At 74.0% G+C, this 18,288-nt stretch carries 11 protein-coding genes; 10 read left to right on the forward strand and 1 reads right to left on the reverse strand.

Annotated features, from left to right (window positions below; all coding sequences use genetic code 11):
* Positions 1-134: 134 nt before the first annotated feature.
* The 4 genes from Sdi02f_RS08560 to Sdi02f_RS08575 all read left to right on the forward strand — a co-directional run bounded on the left by Sdi02f_RS08560 (position 135) and on the right by Sdi02f_RS08575 (position 4,568).
* Complete coding sequence (locus tag Sdi02f_RS08560; RefSeq protein WP_003948568.1) at positions 135-746, forward strand: response regulator transcription factor; 612 nt, start codon at positions 135-137, stop codon at positions 744-746.
* 281 nt (positions 747-1,027) lie between these two features.
* Positions 1,028-1,615 carry a sigma-70 family RNA polymerase sigma factor gene (locus tag Sdi02f_RS08565; protein WP_030400271.1) on the forward strand — a complete coding sequence of 196 codons (588 nt, stop codon included), beginning with the start codon at positions 1,028-1,030 and terminating at the stop codon, positions 1,613-1,615.
* A 198-nt stretch (positions 1,616-1,813) separates the two neighbouring features.
* A complete protein-coding gene (gene guaB, locus Sdi02f_RS08570) occupies positions 1,814-3,319 on the forward strand; it encodes an IMP dehydrogenase (protein ID WP_030400272.1) in 1,506 nt (501 codons plus the stop codon).
* Between the two features lie 124 nt (positions 3,320-3,443).
* On the forward strand, positions 3,444-4,568 hold the full coding sequence (locus tag Sdi02f_RS08575; RefSeq protein ID WP_030400273.1) for a GuaB3 family IMP dehydrogenase-related protein: 1,125 nt from the start codon (positions 3,444-3,446) through the stop codon (positions 4,566-4,568).
* A 69-nt stretch (positions 4,569-4,637) separates the two neighbouring features.
* On the opposite strand, the gene Sdi02f_RS08580 is transcribed toward Sdi02f_RS08575, so the two are convergent.
* A complete protein-coding gene (locus Sdi02f_RS08580; protein WP_108933031.1) occupies positions 4,638-5,846 on the reverse strand; it encodes a nucleotide sugar dehydrogenase in 1,209 nt (402 codons plus the stop codon).
* A 367-nt stretch (positions 5,847-6,213) separates the two neighbouring features.
* On the opposite strand from Sdi02f_RS08580, the gene Sdi02f_RS08585 reads away from it, so the two are divergent.
* The 6 genes from Sdi02f_RS08585 to Sdi02f_RS08610 all read left to right on the forward strand — a co-directional run bounded on the left by Sdi02f_RS08585 (position 6,214) and on the right by Sdi02f_RS08610 (position 18,177).
* Entirely contained in the window at positions 6,214-7,920 is a 1,707-nt protein-coding gene (locus Sdi02f_RS08585; RefSeq protein WP_108933032.1) for a glycerol-3-phosphate dehydrogenase/oxidase, read from the forward strand.
* 100 nt (positions 7,921-8,020) lie between these two features.
* Positions 8,021-10,039: a serine/threonine-protein kinase gene (locus Sdi02f_RS08590; RefSeq protein WP_108933033.1), complete on the forward strand. Its 2,019-nt coding sequence runs from the start codon at positions 8,021-8,023 to the stop codon at positions 10,037-10,039.
* Positions 10,040-10,212: 173 nt separating this feature from the next.
* On the forward strand, positions 10,213-13,194 hold the full coding sequence (locus Sdi02f_RS08595) for a serine/threonine kinase C-terminal domain-containing protein (RefSeq protein WP_108933034.1): 2,982 nt from the start codon (positions 10,213-10,215) through the stop codon (positions 13,192-13,194).
* Positions 13,195-13,339: 145 nt separating this feature from the next.
* Positions 13,340-15,082, forward strand: coding sequence for a serine/threonine-protein kinase (locus Sdi02f_RS08600; protein ID WP_167458161.1), 1,743 nt, complete (start codon positions 13,340-13,342; stop codon positions 15,080-15,082).
* Positions 15,083-15,173: 91 nt separating this feature from the next.
* Complete coding sequence (locus Sdi02f_RS08605) at positions 15,174-16,289, forward strand: serine/threonine-protein kinase (RefSeq protein WP_051783255.1); 1,116 nt, start codon at positions 15,174-15,176, stop codon at positions 16,287-16,289.
* A 91-nt stretch (positions 16,290-16,380) separates the two neighbouring features.
* A complete protein-coding gene (locus Sdi02f_RS08610; RefSeq protein ID WP_167458142.1) occupies positions 16,381-18,177 on the forward strand; it encodes a serine/threonine-protein kinase in 1,797 nt (598 codons plus the stop codon).
* Positions 18,178-18,288: the final 111 nt, after the last annotated feature.

Below are 18,288 nucleotides of genomic sequence, written 5' to 3' on the forward strand. Positions count from 1 at the left end.
CCATCGTTGAGAGTGCGGAGGCGGTTGAAGGAACAAGTGCTCGGGCGGGCGTCCGGGACGGTCGACCGCACAGGTGACGATTTCGTACCAGCCTGGAGGCTCAACGTGACGCGCAAGAGCTGCGGAGGACGGCCATGACTTCCGTCCTCGTCTGCGACGACTCCCCGCTTGCCCGAGAGGCGCTCCGCCGCGCGGTCGCGACCGTGCCCGGCGTCGAGCGCGTGACGACGGCTGCCAACGGCGAGGAAGTCCTCCGCCGCTGGGGAGCCGACCGCTCGGACCTGATTCTGATGGACGTGCGCATGCCCGGCCTGGGCGGCGTCGAGACCGTCCGGCGGCTGCTGTCCGCCGACCCCGGCGCGCGCATCATCATGCTCACCGTCGCCGAGGACCTGGACGGCGTGGCCCTCGCCGTCGCCGCCGGTGCCCGCGGCTACCTGCACAAGGACGCCTCGCGCGCCGAACTGCGCGCCACCGTCACCCAGGCCCTCGCCGACCCGACCTGGCGGCTCGCCCCGCGCCGGCTGCGCTCGGCCGAGATGGGCGCCGCGCCCACGCTCACCGCGCGTGAGATCCAGGTCCTGGAGGGCATGAGCCACGGCCGTTCCAACGCGGAGATCGGCCGCGAGCTGTTCCTCTCCGAGGACACCGTCAAGACCCACGCCCGTCGGCTCTTCAAGAAGCTCGGCGCCTCGGACCGGGCACACGCCGTGGCGCTCGGCTTCCGTTGGGGCCTGGTCCGCTAGGGGCACCCCCGTGCGATGGAGTCCGGCAGGGCCCGTCGGGGACGTGAGGATCCCCGCTTATCGCGAGGTGAGCGGGGGTGACAAGGCGACCCGCCGGATGCCCGCTGCTCGTTTCGCCGCGGATGACGCATCCTTGAGGTGTGGAGTTCCTCGGGGACGAGTCGGTCGAGCGGAAGGGGAGGGCGCAGGGGATGAGTTCCGGCGCACCTGCTCATAACGCTTCGGTGCACAACAACGGGCACGGAGCCACGGATCGGACGGCCGCAAGGCACCATGGACCGATGCGTGACGACGAGGCGCCCCCGGACCAGGGGACGGTCGGTGGGCTCGTCCACCGCGCCGTAGACGGGGACGAGCAGGCCACGCACGACCTGCTCGCCCATGTCCACCCCCTCGCGCTGCGCTACTGCCGCACGCGGCTGTCCCGGCTGCCCGGCGACGCCCGGCACTTCGTCGAGGACCTCGCCCAGGAGGTCTGCGTCGCGGTGCTGCTCGCACTGCCCCGGTACAAGGACACCGGACGCCCCTTCGAGGCGTTCGTCTTCGCCATCGCCGCCCACAAGGTCGCCGACCTCCAGCGCGCCGCGATGCGCCACCCCGGCTCCACGGCCGTCCCCTCCGACGAGATGCCCGAGCGCCCGGACGACTCGCTGGGCCCCGAGGAGCGGGCGCTGCTCAACAGCGACGCCGCCTGGGCCAAGAAACTGCTGGCCAACCTCCCCCAGAACCAGCGCGAACTGCTCCTGCTCCGCATCGCGGTCGGGCTCACGGCCGAGGAGACCGGGCAGATGTTGGGAATGTCACCGGGGGCCGTGCGGGTCGCCCAGCACCGGGCGCTGAGCCGGCTGCGGGCGCTGGCGGAGCAGTAGACCGCGCGGCGGCACTGCGCGGCGGCACCCACCCGGTCGCGGCCCGCTCCGCGCGGAAGCACTTCTCGTACGAAGGGCGGAAGCACTCCTCGTACGAAAACACGAAGGTCGCACGCTTCCTTGATCGTGGAATGAGCCACGTCCACTTCCCGTTAGCATGGACATCCGCACCGATCAAGGCCATTTGGGGAAGGTGTCATGACTGCCAACGTCGACGGAGTGCCCGAGAAATTCGCGACACTCGGGCTGACCTACGACGACGTGCTGCTGCTGCCGGGCGCCTCCGCGGTGCTTCCGAACGCGGTCGACACCTCGTCCCGCATCTCCCGCAACGTGCGGGTCAACATCCCGCTGCTCTCCGCGGCCATGGACAAGGTGACCGAGTCCCGGATGGCCATCTCCATGGCCCGCCAGGGCGGCGTCGGCGTCCTGCACCGCAACCTGTCCATCGAGGACCAGGCCAACCAGGTCGACCTGGTCAAGCGCTCCGAGTCCGGCATGGTGGCCGACCCCATCACCATCAACCCGGACGCCACCCTCGGCGAGGCAGACGCCCTGTGCGCCAAGTTCCGCATCAGCGGCGTCCCGGTCACCGACGGCGCGGGCAAGCTGCTCGGCATCGTCACCAACCGCGACATGGCCTTCGAGACCGACCGTGCCCGGCGGGTGCGCGAGGTCATGACGCCGATGCCGCTGGTCACCGGCCAGGTCGGCATCTCCGGCGTGGACGCCATGGAGCTGCTGCGCCGGCACAAGATCGAGAAGCTTCCGCTGGTCGACGGCGACGGCGTCCTCAAGGGCCTGATCACGGTCAAGGACTTCGTCAAGGCCGAGCAGTACCCGCACGCCGCCAAGGACGCGAAGGGGCGGCTGCTCGTCGGCGCCGCAGTGGGCGCCAGCCCCGAGGCCCTCGACCGCGCCCAGGCCCTCGCCGAGGCCGGGGTGGACTTCCTCGTCGTCGACACCTCGCACGGCCACAACAGCAACGCGCTCAGCTGGATGTCGAAGATCAAGTCCAGCGTCGGCGTCGACGTCGTCGGCGGCAACGTCGCCACCCGTGACGGCGCCCAGGCCCTGATCGACGCCGGTGTCGACGGCATCAAGGTCGGCGTGGGCCCCGGCTCCATCTGTACGACCCGTGTGGTGGCCGGCATCGGCGTCCCGCAGGTCACCGCGATCTACGAGGCGTCCCTCGCCGCCCGTGCCGCCGGCGTGCCCCTGATCGGCGACGGCGGCCTGCAGTACTCCGGCGACATCGGCAAGGCGCTCGCCGCCGGTGCCGACACCGTGATGCTGGGCAGCCTGCTGGCGGGCTGCGAGGAGTCGCCGGGCGAGCTGCAGTTCATCAACGGCAAGCAGTTCAAGTCGTACCGCGGCATGGGCTCGCTGGGCGCCATGCAGTCCCGCGGCCAGGGCAAGTCGTACTCGAAGGACCGCTACTTCCAGGCCGAGGTCGCCTCCGACGACAAGCTCGTGCCCGAGGGCATCGAGGGCCAGGTCCCCTACCGGGGCCCGCTCGCCAACGTCCTGCACCAGCTCGTCGGCGGTCTGCGCCAGACCATGGGCTACGTCGGTGCCGCCACCATCGCCGAGATGGAGACCAAGGGCCGCTTCGTCCGGATCACCTCCGCGGGCCTCAAGGAGAGCCACCCGCACGACATCCAGATGACGGTCGAGGCGCCGAACTACAGCCGCAGCAAGTAAGCCACAGCAGGCAGCGGCCTCCGAGGGCGGCTCCGGACCGTCCGGGGCCGCCCTCTGCGGTGCCCCGGCGGGACCGTCGGGGATACTGGAAGGCGCTGCAACGCATCAGGGAAAGGCCACAGACGTGACTGAGATCGAGATCGGGCGCGGCAAGCGCGGCCGCCGGGCGTACGCCTTCGACGACATCGCCGTCGTCCCCAGCCGCCGTACCCGGGACCCGAAGGAGGTCTCGATCGCCTGGCAGATCGACGCCTACCGCTTCGAGCTGCCGTTCCTGGCCGCTCCCATGGACTCGGTCGTCTCCCCGGCCACCGCGATCCGCATCGGTGAGCTGGGCGGCCTCGGCGTCCTCAACCTGGAAGGGCTGTGGACCCGGCACGAGGACCCGCAGCCGCTGCTCGACGAGATCGTCGGCCTCGACGCGGACACCGCGACCCGCCGGCTCCAGGAGATCTACGCCGCTCCCATCAAGGAGGAGCTGATCGGGCAGCGCATCAAGGAGGTGCGCGACTCGGGCGTGGTCACCGCCGCCGCGCTCTCCCCGCAGCGCACCGCCCAGTTCTCCAAGGCCGTCGTGGACGCGGGCGTCGACATCTTCGTCATCCGCGGCACCACCGTCTCCGCGGAGCACGTCTCCGGCTCGCACGAGCCGCTGAACCTGAAGCAGTTCATCTACGAGCTGGACGTCCCGGTGATCGTCGGCGGCTGCGCCACCTACACCGCGGCCCTGCACCTGATGCGCACCGGCGCCGCGGGCGTCCTCGTCGGCTTCGGCGGCGGCGCGGCGCACACCACGCGCAACGTGCTGGGCATCCAGGTGCCCATGGCGACCGCGGTCGCGGACGTGGCGGCGGCCCGCCGGGACTACATGGACGAGTCCGGCGGCCGGTACGTCCACGTCATCGCCGACGGCGGCGTCGGCTGGTCCGGCGACCTGCCCAAGGCGATCGCCTGCGGCGCCGACTCCGTGATGATGGGCTCCCCGCTGGCCCGCGCGACCGACGCGCCGGGCAAGGGCCACCACTGGGGCATGGAGGCCGTCAACGTGGAGCTGCCGCGCGGCCAGAAGGTCGACCTCGGCACGGTCGGCACCATCGAGGAGGTGCTCACCGGCCCGTCCCGCACCCCCGACGGTTCGATGAACTTCTTCGGCGCCCTGCGCCGCGCGATGGCCACCACCGGCTACAGCGAGCTGAAGGAGTTCCAGCGCGTCGAGGTGACGGTCGCGGACTCGCAGCACCGGCGGTAGTCACCCGTATGCCGTACCGAGGGGCCCGGAGCGCACGCTCCGGGCCCCTCGCGTGTCCGGGCGGCGCGGTCAGAGCCGGTGCGCCGCCCCCGTGGGCGTGGCCCCCCGCGTGTCCAGGAGGAGCTGGGCCTTGACCGACAGGCCCTGGAGGTCGTACGTGCGGTGCTGCTGGAGGAGGATCGTGAGGTCGGCGTCGGCGGCGGCCTCGTAGAGGGAGTCGGCGCGGGGCACGGGGCGGTCGGCGACGTTCCAGGACGGGATGTGCGGGTCGTGGTAGCTGACGGCGGCCCCCATCGACATCAGGCGGGTCGCGATCTCCTCGGCCGGGGTGGCCTGCTGGTCGGCGAGGTCGGCCTTGTAGGTGACGCCGAGGAGGAGGGCGCGGGCACCGCGCGCGGACTTGCCGTGCTCGTTGAGGAGGGCGGCGGCGCGCTGGACCACGTAGCGGGGCATCTGGGCGTTGACCTGCTGGGCCAGTTCCACCATGCGCAGGCTGTGCGGGGCCCGTCCGGTCAGGTCCTGGGGGACGGAGTGGCCGCCGACGCCGGGACCGGGACGGAAGGCCTGGAAGCCGAACGGCTTGGTCTCCGCGCAGCGCAGGACGTCCCACAGGTCGACGCCGAGGTCGTCGCAGAGCACGGCCATCTCGTTGACCAGGGCGATGTTCACGTGCCGGAAGTTCGTCTCCAGGAGCTGGACCGTCTCCGCCTCCCTCGGGCCCCGGGCGCGGACCACCTTGTCGGTGAGGCGGCTGTAGAAGGCGGCGGCCGACTCGGTGCAGGCCGGGGTGAGGCCGCCGATGACCTTCGGGGTGTTGGCCGGGGTGAAGTCGCGGTTGCCGGGGTCCACGCGGCTGGGGGAGTAGGCGAGGTGGAAGTCGCGGCCGGCGCGCAGCCCCGAACCCCGCTCCAGGAGCGGGCGCAGGAACTCCTCCGTCGTCCCGGGCCGCACCGGCGATTCCAGGATGACCGTGGTGTGGGGGCGCATGTGGGCGGCCAGGGTGCGTGCCGCGGCCTCCACCTGGCCGAGGTCCAGGCCGCCGTCGGGGGAGGGCGGGGTCGGCGCGCAGATGACGGCGGTGCGTACGCGGCCCAGCTCGGCCGGTCCGCTCGGGGTGCGGAAGCCCGTGGCGAGCATCCGGCGCACCTCGGCGGGCGTGAGCGGGTCGGCCTCGGGGCCGGTGCGGTAGCCGAGGGTGGGGATGCCGGCGGCGACGGCGGCCTGGGCCAGGGGCAGGCCGTACGGGCCGAGTCCGATGACGGCGAGATCTGCGGGCATGGCGTGGGCCGTCCTTCCCAGTAGCCGAAGCGGGACAGGTGCGCAAGCCCGGTGGACAGGATGGGCGAGCACAACGTCAGACTAGGAGTAAATATGACCGATATGCGGGATTGATCCGCCGAGTCCCGGCGAGTGTCGACGGGTCGGCGCAGGTCGGAGGCCGGTCGAGGAGTGGCCGGTGGGGTCGGCGCTCGACGGCCCGCGGGTTGTCCACAGGCGAGGGCGGGGTGCGGCCCGGGGTTGTCCACAGGTTGAGGCGTGCGGCTGCCGAAGTCGGGCAGGCGGGTCAGAATCTGGGCATGGTGGGTACCAGGAACCGGGCTCGCCCGACGGGTGCGGCCGACGCGACCGACAGCGGGAGGCAGCAGTGAGGACAGCGACCCTTGGGCCGGCGCAGCGCGCCGAGTCGCTCGCCGCCATGGCCGAGCGCGAGCTCAACGTACTCGTGGTGGGCGCCGGAGTCGTCGGTGCGGGCACCGCGCTCGACGCCGTGACGCGCGGCCTGTCCGTCGGACTGGTCGAGGCGCGGGACTGGGCCTCGGGCACCTCCAGCAGATCCAGCAAGCTGATCCACGGCGGCCTGCGCTACCTGGAGATGCTCGACTTCGTGCTCGTGCGGGAGGCGCTGAAGGAGCGCGGCCTCCTCCTCGAACGGCTCGCGCCGCACCTGGTGAAGCCGGTGCCGTTCCTGTACCCGCTCCAGCACAAGGGCTGGGAGCGGCTGTACGCGGGCTCCGGCGTCGCGCTCTACGACGCCATGTCCATGGCCCGCGGCCACGGCCGGGGCCTGCCCCTGCACCGGCACCTGACCCGCCGTCACGCCCTGCGCGTAGCGCCCGCGCTGAAGAAGGACGCGCTGGTCGGCGCGTTGCAGTACTACGACGCCCAGATGGACGACGCCCGCTTCGTGGCCACGCTGGTGCGCACCGCGGCGGCGTACGGCGCCAGGGTCGCCAACCGCGCGCGGGTCACCTCCTTCCTCCGCGAGGGCGAACGGGTGGTCGGTGCCCGGGTGCAGGACGTCGAGGCGGGCGGCGAGTACGAGGTCCGCGCGAAGCAGGTGGTGAACGCGACGGGGGTGTGGACCGACGACACCCAGGCGATGGTGGGCGAGCGCGGCCAGTTCCACGTGCGGGCCTCCAAGGGCATCCACCTGGTCGTGCCCAAGGACCGCATCCACTCCACCACCGGCCTGATCCTGCGCACCGAGAAGTCCGTGCTGTTCGTCATCCCCTGGGGCCGGCACTGGATCATCGGCACCACGGACACCGACTGGGACCTGGACAAGGCCCACCCGGCCGCGTCCAGCGCCGACATCGACTACTTGCTGGACCACGTCAACTCGGTGCTGTCGGTGCCGCTCACGCGCGACGACGTCGAGGGCGTGTACGCCGGGCTGCGTCCGCTGCTGGCCGGCGAGTCGGACGCCACCAGCAAGCTGTCGCGCGAGCACACCGTCGCCCATCCGGTGCCCGGCCTGGTCGTCGTGGCGGGCGGCAAGTACACGACGTACCGGGTGATGGCCAAGGACGCCGTGGACGAGGCCGTGCACGGGCTCGACCTGCGGGTCGCCGACTGCGTCACCGAGGAGACCCCGCTGCTGGGCGCGGAGGGCTACCACGCGCTGTGGAACGCGCGGGCGCGGATCGCCGCGCGCACCGGCCTGCACGTCGTACGCGTGGAGCATCTGCTCAACCGCTACGGCGCGTTGGCGGAGGAACTGCTCGAACTCGTCGCCGCCGACCCCTCCCTGGGCGAGCCGCTCACCGGCGCCGAGGACTACCTGCGCGCCGAAGTCGTCTACGCCGCCTCGCACGAGGGCGCGCGGCACCTCGACGACGTACTGACCCGGCGCACCCGCATCTCCATCGAGACCTTCGACCGGGGGACGCGCTGCGCCCAGGAGGCCGCCGAGTTGATGGCCCCGGTGCTCGGCTGGGACAAGGGCCAGGTCGAACGGGAGGTCCAGCACTACGAGAAGCGGGTCGAGGCCGAGCGGGAGTCGCAGCGTCAGCCGGACGACCTGACGGCCGACGCGGCCCGGCTGGGGGCGCCGGACATCGTGGCACGGTAGGACGGGCGGAGCGGGAACCCTGCGGGCACCCTGGGCGTAGAGCACTTGTCGGGTGAGGGACAATGAAGGCTCTGTCAGGGCGGGTTGCATGAGGGGACGCATGTCGGAGGCGGAGCGGGCGGGGACATCCCGTACGGACAAGAGCGCACGTCTCCTCGCCGGGCGGTACCGGCTGGGAGACGTGCTCGGCCGCGGCGGCATGGGGACGGTGTGGCGCGCGGAGGACGAGACCCTCGGACGCACGGTCGCCGTCAAGGAGCTGCGGTTCCCGGGGAACATCGACGAGGAGGAGAAGCGGCGCCTGATCACGCGCACGCTGCGCGAGGCCAAGGCGATCGCGCGGATCCGCAACAACGGCGCCGTCACCGTCTACGACGTGGTCGAGGAGGACGACCGGCCGTGGATCGTGATGGAACTCGTCGAGGGCAAGTCGCTCGCCGAGGCCATCCGTGAGGACGGTCTGCTGGAGCCGAAGCGGGCCGCCGAGGTCGGCCTGGCCATCCTGGACGTGCTGCGCTCCGCGCACCGCGAGGGCATCCTGCACCGCGACGTGAAGCCGTCGAACGTACTGATCGCCGAGGACGGCCGGGTCGTGCTCACCGACTTCGGCATCGCCCAGGTCGAGGGCGACCCCTCCATCACCTCCACGGGCATGCTCGTCGGCGCCCCCTCCTACATCTCGCCCGAGCGGGCCCGCGGCCACAAGCCCGGCCCGGCCGCCGACCTGTGGTCGCTGGGCGGGCTGCTGTACGCCGCCGTCGAGGGCACCCCGCCCTACGACCGGGGTTCGGCGATCGCGACGCTCACCGCGGTGATGACGGAGAACCTGGAGGAGCCGAAGAACGCCGGCCCGCTGCGGGACGTCATCTACGGGCTGCTCAACAAGGACCCCGCCCAGCGGCTCGACGACGCCGGCGCCCGCGCGATGCTCAACAAGATCATCCATGCCCCCGAGCAGGGGGTGGGGAGCGAACCGCTCGACGCCACCAAGGTCGTGCCGCTGCCCCCGCAGCCGGACGGGCGCGGGCGTCGCGGCGGCGGCGCGGGCACGGGGGCCAAGCGGGCCGAGGAGGCCGGGGAGAAGCTTCGCGGAGCGTTGCGGTCGGTACGCAAGGCCGCCGTGGGGGCCGGTGGCGCCGGTGCCGCGACCGCCTCGCGGCCCCAGCCGGGCGGTGGCGCACCGACGGGTCCCGCGCGGGCGGCTTCCACCCCGCCCGCACCGCGGGTGGGCTCGGGCGCCGGTGCGCGTCCCGGCGCCGTCGGCAGCGGGGCCGGCGGGGCGGCCGGTGCGCCGCACGCCGCCGGGGGGACGAAAAGCTCCGGCTGGCCCGTCGTGCCGCCGCCGGACCTGCCCGCCCGGTCCGTGCCCCGGGCGCCGCTCACCGACGTGGTGCCGCGCCGGACGCTGATCGTCATCGCGGTGGTCGTGGCACTGGCCGTGCTCGGCACCGTGCTGGCCCTCACGCTCGGCGGGGGCGACGACAAGGGCGCCGAAGGCGGCAGCGGCGGCAAGGCGGTCGCCTCCGCCGGCGCGAGCGGCGACACCGAGCAGGACCGGGAGAGCGGCACCGGCACCGACGGCTCCGCCTCCGACCCGGCGGTGACCGGGGACGCGAGCGGCGCCCCGAACTCCGGAGCGAGCGCGTCCGGCGAGACGGACGACGCCGGGAAGTCCGACGACGACGAGGACGTGGCCGCCACCCATCAGGGCAGCCAGGGCTACCGCATCGGGCTGCCCGAGGGCTGGAAGTTCACCACCACGGGCACCTCGGGCGACCGGTTCACCGGGCCCCGGGGACAGAAGCTGCTGGTCGCCTGGACCTCCACGCCCAAGGGCGACCCCGTCGCGGACTGGAAGAACCAGGAGCGGTACATGGTCCGCTCGAACTACAAGAAGGTCCGCATAGAGAAGGTGGGCTACCGCGGCTGGAACGCGGCCGACTGGGAGTTCACCTACACCGACGGCGGCACCAAGTACCGCACCGTGGACCGGGGATTCGTCGTCAACGACCACCAGGGCTACGCGCTGATGTACACCGCGAAGGCCGACGACTGGGGCGACGACGTGCGCCGGGACACCTGGCGGACCCTGTCGAAGACCTTCGAACCCAAGTCCTGAGCCGAGGGGAACGGGACCCGGGGCGCCGCGTCCCGGGTTTGACCCGCCCGATATCTGGCATCAGCTCATTGCGGGTTGCCTCCGGCACGTATCGTGAGTGCTTGCGGACCGTACGCAGCCGGAACGGCCCGCCGGACGAACGGAATTGACCGACGGCTGCCGGGGGTGGCGACGTGGACGACTACGCGGGACGGGTGCTCGCCGACCGCTACCGCCTGCCGCTGCCGCCGTCCGACGAGTACGAACTCACCGAGAGCCGGGCCTTCGACACCTACAGCGGACAGGAGGTCCTGGTCCGCCAGGTGCCGTTGCCGGAGGTCGTCGAGGCCGAGGTGATCGACGCGGACGGCCTGCCCGACGGCTTCACGGCCCGGGACGGCGGCGCCCGGCACCCCGGCCGGCGGACACCGGCCGCGGGCGGCGGACCCAGGCGGCCGGCCGACCCGGTGGTCCGGCGTGCCGTCGAGGCCGCGCAGGCCGCGGCGGCGGTGCCCGACCACCCGCGCCTGGACCAGGTCTTCGACGTCTTCGCCGAGGGCGGCTCGCTGTGGATCGTCAGCGAGCTGGTGGCCGCGAGGCCGCTGGCCGCGCTGCTCGCCGAACAGACCCTGACGCCCTACCGGGCGGCCGAGGTGGCCTCCGACGTCCTGCTGGCGCTGCGGGTGCTGCACACCTACGGCTGGGTGCACCGCAACATCACCGCGCGCACCGTGCTCGTCTGCGACGACGGGCGCGTCGTGCTGACCGGCCTGGCGGTCGGGGCGGCGGAGGAGGCGCTGTGCGGGTACGACCCGGTGCCGCCGCCGCCCGACGCGGAGCCCGGCCCCTCGGCCGACCCGGTCGCCCCGGACGGGACCTTCGGCCCGGGCGGAGGCGTCACCCGGACCGCCGTCTTCGGGCCCGGGGACGCCGACCCCGAGGCCGCCCGGCGGGCCGCCATCGAGGCGCGGGGCGTCGGTGCTCTCCCGGTGCCCGAGGCCCCCGGCCCCGGCGGCACCCCCGCCGGGCTCGCGCCCGCGTCGCTCGCTCCCGGCGGGGACGCGCGAGCCGCTCGCGCCGGTGCGATCGCCGCCTACCGCGCGGGAGCCAGGGCCGCGGCCCGCGTCCAGGAGGCCCAGAACGGCCGTGCGGCCCTGCCCGGCGCCCGCTCGGCTCCCGCCGCGGGCCCGCGTCCCGAAGAGTCCGGTCCCCGTCCCCTTGAGGAGGGGGCCGCTCACGTCGCCGGTGCGGGCGGGGCCGGTGGCGGAGGCGGGCGGCAGGGTTCCGTCGCCGGTGCGGGTTCCGCGTACGGCGACGGCTGGTCTCCGTACGGTGCCGCGCCGGAGGCGGCGGGTCCCGCGCAGGGGGCCGACGCGGACGGGGTGGAACAGGGGGCCGGGGCCGGCACGGAAGGCGGGTGGCCGGGCGCCGCCGCCGGTCCGGGGCGGGCCCCGTATCCCGGCGAGCCCGGGGCCGGGAGCGACGCGGTGAGCGGGTGGCCGGGCAGCGGCGGCGCCGGCCGGGAAGCGCACGCCGCGGGGACCGGTGCGGTGTCCGGCGGTCCGGGCGAGGACGGCGACCCCGCGTCGGCGGGTGAGCCTGCCCCGCCCGGTCGGATCGCCGACCCCTACGGCGTACGCACCACCTCCTGGCACGGCGCCACGCCCCGCACACTGGGCGACCCGGCGTTCCCCGCTCCCAGGCCGGGCGACGAGCCGACGGCCGGACGGGCCCTGCCCGCCGCGCGCCGGGAAGGCGCCCCGGGGGCCGCCGCCCGGCCGGATGCCCCGCAGCGGCAGGCCGGTTCCGGGCCGTACGCCTCGCCGCAGGAGACCGATGCCGAGCGGCACGCCCCGTCGCGGGACGCCGGAACCCCGTCCGCCGCGGGGTGGGACGACCGGGCCGCCCGGATTCCCGTGCCGCGCGGGCCGGGCAGCGCGCTCGCCGCCGAGCGGGCCCGGCAGACGCGGATGGCCGTGGTCGGGCCCGTGACCGAGCGCTGGGCGCCGGAACAGGCCGGACCCGTGCACGAGAACTGGCAGTTGGCCGCGCCCATCGGCCCCGCCACCGACCTGTGGGCGCTGGGCGCGCTGCTCTTCCGCGCCGTACAGGGTCACGCGCCCTACCCGGAGGAGTCGACCGCCGAGCTGGTGCAGATCGTGTGCGCCGAGCCGCCGGCGTTCGCCGAGGAGTGCGGGCCGCTGCGGCCGGTGGTGGAGTCGCTGCTGCGTCAGGACCCCACCGAGCGCATCGAGTTCGAGGAGCTGAGCGGCTGGCTGCGTTCCCTCGTACGGTCCGCGCCCGAGCCGGAGGCCGGGCTGCACGTCGTCTCGGCGCCGCCCGTAGAGACCGGCCGGCTGCCCATCGTGCGCCGCCGGGGCGAACTGGTGCGCAGGCGGCGTGCCGGACTGCCGGCGCACCACGGACGGCACAAGCGCGGCAGACCGGAGACCGGCCGCTCCCCGCGCAGCCTCGGCCGGACCCTGCTCCTGCTGATACTCCTCGCACTGGCCGGCGCGGTCGCGTACGCCATGTTCTTCATGCCCAGGAGCGACACGAGCGGCGCCGGAGCCGCCGACCGGACCGGCGCCGCCGGGGAGGCGAGCCAGGCGCCGCCCGCGAAGTCGCCGGAGGCCGACGGCGAACCGGGACCGGACGGTACGTCGCCGAAACCCGACCCCGGGGCCTCGCGGACGGCGGGCGGCCCCGAGACGCAGTCCAACGTCGCCGACGGGTTCACCCTGCGCAAGGACCCGGAGGGCTTCCACGTCGCCGTCGCCGAGGGCTGGAACCGCACGCCCCGCAACGGCAGCGGCCAGGTCGTCTACGGCAAGGGCGACTTCGAGCTGATCGTCGTGCCCGGCCGCGACCGCGCCTCCGAGTTCGGCGACGACCCGATGACGTACCAGCGCGACGGCGAACCCGAGCTGGCCTCGTACCGCGCCTCCAGCTGGGCCACCTCCAGCGGCCTGAAGACCATCGAGGTCGGCGGACGGACCATGGCCGAGGGGCAGTTCACCTGGACCGGCGCCGCCGGCGAGCTGTACGTGCGCAACGTCGCCATGCTGATCGACGGGCGCTACCACGTGGTGCAGGTCCGCGGCCCGGAGGCGGAGCGGGACGAGGTGTCCCGGCTGTTCGAGCAGGCCATGGCGACCTACCGGTCCACCGGCTGACGGCAGTTCGGCCCGGTGGTTGCCTCCCTTCACGGAAAGCGACAACCGTCACAGAGCGGTTTCCGTGCCACCCCGGCCGTTCCCCGAGGAGGGGCCGGTCCCTAGTCTGGCCCTGACAAGACCATTGCGGGGCAACGTGAATCAGATGCAGGGCCTGCTCGTTTCGGGACGCTACCGGCTCGGGGAAGCCATCGGCAGCGGCGGCATGGGCCGGGTGTGGCGCGCACACGACGAGGTGCTGCACCGGACGGTCGCCATCAAGGAGTTGACCGCCGCGCTCTACGTCTCGGAGAGCGACCAGGCCATCCTCCTGGCACGCACCCGGGGCGAGGCGCGCGCGGCGGCACGGATCAACCACTCGGCCGTCGTCACCGTGCACGACGTACTCGAACACGACGGCCGGCCGTGGATCGTGATGGAGCTGGTCGAGGGACGCTCGCTGGCCGACGCGGTCAAGGAGGAGGAGCGGGTCGAGCCGCGCGAGGCGGCCCGGATCGGCCTGTGGGTGCTGCGCGCCCTGCGCGCCGCCCACACCGCCGGAGTCCTGCACCGCGACGTCAAACCGGGCAACGTGCTGCTCGCGGACGACGGACGCGTCCTGCTCACCGACTTCGGCATCGCGCAGATCGAGGGCGACTCCACCATCACCCGGACCGGAGAGGTCGTCGGCTCCGTCGACTACCTCGCGCCCGAGCGCGTCCGCGGCCACGACCCCGGCCCGTCCTCCGACCTGTGGGCGCTCGGCGCGACGCTGTACACGGCGGTGGAGGGCAGATCGCCGTTCCGCCGCACCTCCCCGCTCACCACCATGCAGGCGGTCGTCGAGGAGGAGGCCACCGAGCCACGGCACGCCGGAGCGCTCGCGCCCGTCATCAGCGCCCTGCTGCGCAAGGATCCGGCCGATCGGCCCGACGCCACCGAGACCGAGCACCTGCTCGCCCAGGCGGCCGAGGGGCGGCGCCCGGACGCGGCACAGGCCTACGTGCCGACCACCCGGTACGCGGGACCGCCGTCGCGCTCCGGCGACACGGTCCACCAGGAGATGTCCGGAGCGCCAGGGGCCCCCGGGCCCGCGAACGGGTCCACGGCCACGCCGTACCCGCCGGTGACCGGCCCCACCGCGGTCGCCCCCGCGACGCCCGGTCACCCGGCCGCCGGAGCGACCGGCGCCGTGGGCGGCGCCGCCGCGTCCGCCACCGCTCCCCGGCGCCCACGGCGGACGCGGATGCGCACGCTCGCCGGGGTCGTCGCCGTCGCCGCGCTCATCGGCGCGGGCACCGCCGTGGTGCTGCAACAGCGCGACGGGGGTGGGACGTCGGCCGGCTCCGACCCCACCCCCGGGCCGTCCGGTTCCGCCTCCCCGGACCCCTCCGCCTCCGCCACCACCGGCCAGGGCCCCGGCGGCGCCGTCCCGGCCGGCTGGGCACGCCGTGACGACCCGCTGGGTTTCAGCCTCTCCCTGCCCGAGAACTGGCAGCGCAGGGACTTCGACGGCGACAGCGGCGACCTCCGGCAGATCGACTACACCCCCGACGGCGGCGACCACGTCCTGCGCATATCCGTCGACACCGCCCCCGACTACAACGACCCGTACGTCCACCAGCAGGACCTGGACGCGCAGCTCGGCGGGCGGCTGGTCGACTACCGGCGCGTCGCCCTGGAACGCGTCGGCTACCGCGACCTCGACAGCGCCCGCTGGGAGTACACCTGGACCGCGCTGGCCAAGGACACCGAGTTCCCGGGACCGCGCCGGGCCGTGTCGCAGATGTACCTCTCCCGCGACGGCGTCGAGTACGCACTCAACATGTCCGGGCCGGCGAGCGACTGGACGGCCACCCAGCAGCGGTTCAGGGCGGTGCTGCAGAGCTGGCAGGAGAAGACCGGCTAACCGTGCCGGGCCGCAACGGCGTGCCCGTACCCGTCGGTTGTCGGCCACCCGTGTGACAGCGGCCCGGAGCCGGTGCGTCCGGTGGGGCATGATGGGACGCATGGTGACCGAGGGGGCGGGCGGGCGTGTCATCGCGGGCCGGTACCGGCTCCACGAGCGGCTCGGCAGCGGCGGCATGGGCATCGTGTGGCGGGCCACCGACCAACTGCTCGGCCGTGAAGTGGCCGTGAAGGCGCTGCCCCTCGACGAGTCCCTCTCCGCGGCCGAGGCCCGGCGGCGCCGTGAGCGCACCCTGCGCGAGGCCCGCGCGGTCGCGCAGTTGCGGCATCCGCACGTCATCGTCGTGCACGACGTGGTCGAGGACGACGCACGCGCGTACATGGTCATGGAACTGGTCGACGGCGGCTCGCTCGCCGACCGCGTGCTCGGCCTCGGCCCCGTCGACGCCGCCGAGGCGGCCCGCATCGGCATCGCGCTGCTCGACGCCCTGGACACGGCCCACGCGGCGGGGATCCTGCACCGGGACGTGAAGCCGTCGAACGTGCTGCTGGCCGAGGACGGCCGGGTCGTCCTCACCGACTTCGGCGTGGCGCAGGTCGCGGGCTCCACCACGCTCACCGAGAACGGTTCGTTCGTCGGTTCCCCCGAGTACACCGCCCCGGAGCGGATGTCCGGGGCCGGGACCGGCCCGGAGTCCGACCTGTGGTCGCTGGGTGTGCTGCTGTGCGCGGTCCTCAGCGGCGCCTCGCCCTTCCACCGCGACTCGCTGGGCGGTGTCCTGCACGCCGTGGTCACCGAGGAGATCCGCCCGCCCGCGCAGGCCGGACCGCTCCTGCCGGTCGTACGGGGCCTGCTGGAGCGCGATCCGCGGCGGCGGCTGGACGCGGTGTCGGCGCAGCGGATGCTGCGCGCCTTCCTCAGCACCGGCCGTACGCCCGCGACCCCGGCGGCGGCAGCGGCGGCCGGCGGGCCCCCGCGTGCGCGGTGGAGCGCGAAGCGGACCGTGCTCACGGCCGCGCTGCTGGTCGTCGCCGCGGCGGGCGCCGGGGTGTCGGCCGCCGCGCTGCTGGCGGACCGGGGCGGCGACGGGGGCGGTGCACCGGCGACCACGGTGCCGGTGACGCCGACGGCGGAGCCGACGCCCGCGCCGACCGGGACGCCGACGACGGGACCGGTGTCCCCGTCCGCGCCCGGATCCGGCACCTAAAAGGGAGATAAGCGGCAACCCGCGTCACGGGTCTGTGACCGCGCGCACCCACGGTGGAAAGTAGCGCGTCCGGCGCGATATGGATGGACCCATGAGCAGCAACGGGGGACCGCGCAGAGGCCCGGACGAGCCGACGAGTTTTGACCTGCAACCGCCGAACCGGGCTGCCGCCGTGCCCCGTCCGGGCCATCCGTACGCGGCGCCGACCCAGGTCGTGCCGTCGCCCTCGCCGGCCCCGCCCGGGGGACCGTCCGGAGCCGGGGCTCCGTCGCCCGCTCCGGCGGCGCCCCCCGCCGCCGTGCGGGAGCCGGGGGCCGGGCGGCTCATCGCCGGACGGTACCGGCTGATCTCCAAGCTCGGGCACGGCGGCATGGGCACGGTGTGGCGGGCCAAGGACGAGACCGTGGACCGCGAGGTGGCCGTCAAGGAACCCCGCGTCCCCGACCACCTTCCCGAACGCGAACGGGACAACGCGTTCGAACGGATGCGCCGTGAGGCACGCGCCGCCGCCCGGCTCGACCATCCCGCGGTGGTCGAGGTGCACGACGTGGCGGTCGTGGACGGGCAGCCGTGGATCGTGATGGAGCTCGTGCACGGGCGTTCGCTCGGCGACGTCCTCCAGGAGGGCACCCTGGGCGCGCGCGAGGCCGCCCGGATCGGCCTGGAGGTGCTGGGCGCGCTGGAGGCCGCGCACGCCGCCGGTGTCCTGCACCGGGACGTGAAGCCGGACAACGTGCTGCTCGGCCGGTACGACCGGGTCGTCCTCACCGACTTCGGCATCGCCCAGATCGAGGGCGAGACCAGCCTGACCGACACCGGCGGCTTCGTCGGTTCGCCCGAGTACATCGCCCCGGAGCGGGTGCTGGGCCAGCGCCCGGGACCGGCGAGCGACCTGTGGTCGCTGGGCGTGGTGCTGTACGCGGCGACGGAGGGCGTCTCGCCGTTCCGGCGCAGCAACACCCCCGCCACGCTCCAGTCGGTGCTCAACGCCACGCCCGCGCCGCCCGCCTCCGCGCAGGGTCCGCTGGCCGAGGTGATCACCGGCCTGCTGGACAAGGACCCGGCGCGCCGCCCGGACGCCGCCCGGGTCCGCGCCCTGCTGGACGCCGCCGCGAACCCGCCCGCGCCGCAGCCCACCCAGGTGGTCCGGGCCGAGGGTCCCCAGGGAGCCCAGGGAGCCCAGGGAGCCCAGGGAGCCCAGGGAGCCCAGGGAGCCCAGGGGCCGGGGGCGGCGCCCGCCTCCCGCTGGAGCGTGCGGCTGGGCCGCAACGCCTGGATCACCCTCGGCGCGGTCGTCGTCGCGGCGGCGGTGGCGTCGTACCTCGTGGTCGCCGACCCCTTCGCGGGCTCCCTGCCCAAGGGCTGGGAGCAGCACGAGCTCGACGGCAAGGTGGGCATGAGCCTCGCGGTGCCCGCCGAGTTCGTGAAGGTGAAGCACCCGGACGACTGGGACGGCACCAACGAGACGTTCACCGACCCGAGCGGCGCCGTCACCGTCCTCGTGGACCGGGACGTCAAGGCCGACGACGTGGACGACAAGATCCCGGACACCGCCGGCGCCAACGCCTGGGCGGACTGGGAGACGCTCAAGGACGGCGACTACTCCCTGGGCTTCGCCGCCGACCCCGCGCCCAAGGGCGAGCCGAGCGAGACGGAGTACAAGGGCGAGAAGGCCGCCGAGAACGTCATCGAGTACACGACCGCGGACACCCAGAACCCCCGCGCCCGCGAGTTCCACATCCTGTACTACCGGACCGGCAACGGCGACATGTGCAAGGTGTCCGTCGACTACCCGCGCGAGGGGTACTTCGCCGACGAGGCACGGGAGATCGCCCGGACGGTGATCGCCAACTGGGAGGTCGACAAGGCCGTCGGTCCTTCGGCGTAACGCCCTGATCAGCGGGTTTGTTGCCAGCGATCACTGGCGTCGTGTGAGCGCTCGGTGAAGCACGGTGAATCCCTGTTACCGACGGGTACACAAAGTGCGCCCGACGTCATA

The organism is Streptomyces ardesiacus (genome assembly GCF_003112575.1).
GTDB lineage: Bacteria > Actinomycetota > Actinomycetes > Streptomycetales > Streptomycetaceae > Streptomyces > Streptomyces ardesiacus.

Coding starts and splice junctions, on each gene's coding strand:
- Sdi02f_RS08610 (WP_167458142.1), top strand. CDS start 16,381: ATGAGCAGCAACGGGGGACCGCGCAGAGGCCCGGACGAGCCGACGAGT.
- Sdi02f_RS08560 (WP_003948568.1), top strand. CDS start 135: ATGACTTCCGTCCTCGTCTGCGACGACTCCCCGCTTGCCCGAGAGGCG.
- Sdi02f_RS08605 (WP_051783255.1), top strand. CDS start 15,174: ATGGGACGCATGGTGACCGAGGGGGCGGGCGGGCGTGTCATCGCGGGC.
- Sdi02f_RS08565 (WP_030400271.1), top strand. CDS start 1,028: ATGCGTGACGACGAGGCGCCCCCGGACCAGGGGACGGTCGGTGGGCTC.
- Sdi02f_RS08580 (WP_108933031.1), bottom strand. CDS start 5,846: ATGCCCGCAGATCTCGCCGTCATCGGACTCGGCCCGTACGGCCTGCCC.
- Sdi02f_RS08590 (WP_108933033.1), top strand. CDS start 8,021: ATGTCGGAGGCGGAGCGGGCGGGGACATCCCGTACGGACAAGAGCGCA.
- guaB (WP_030400272.1), top strand. CDS start 1,814: ATGACTGCCAACGTCGACGGAGTGCCCGAGAAATTCGCGACACTCGGG.
- Sdi02f_RS08600 (WP_167458161.1), top strand. CDS start 13,340: ATGCAGGGCCTGCTCGTTTCGGGACGCTACCGGCTCGGGGAAGCCATC.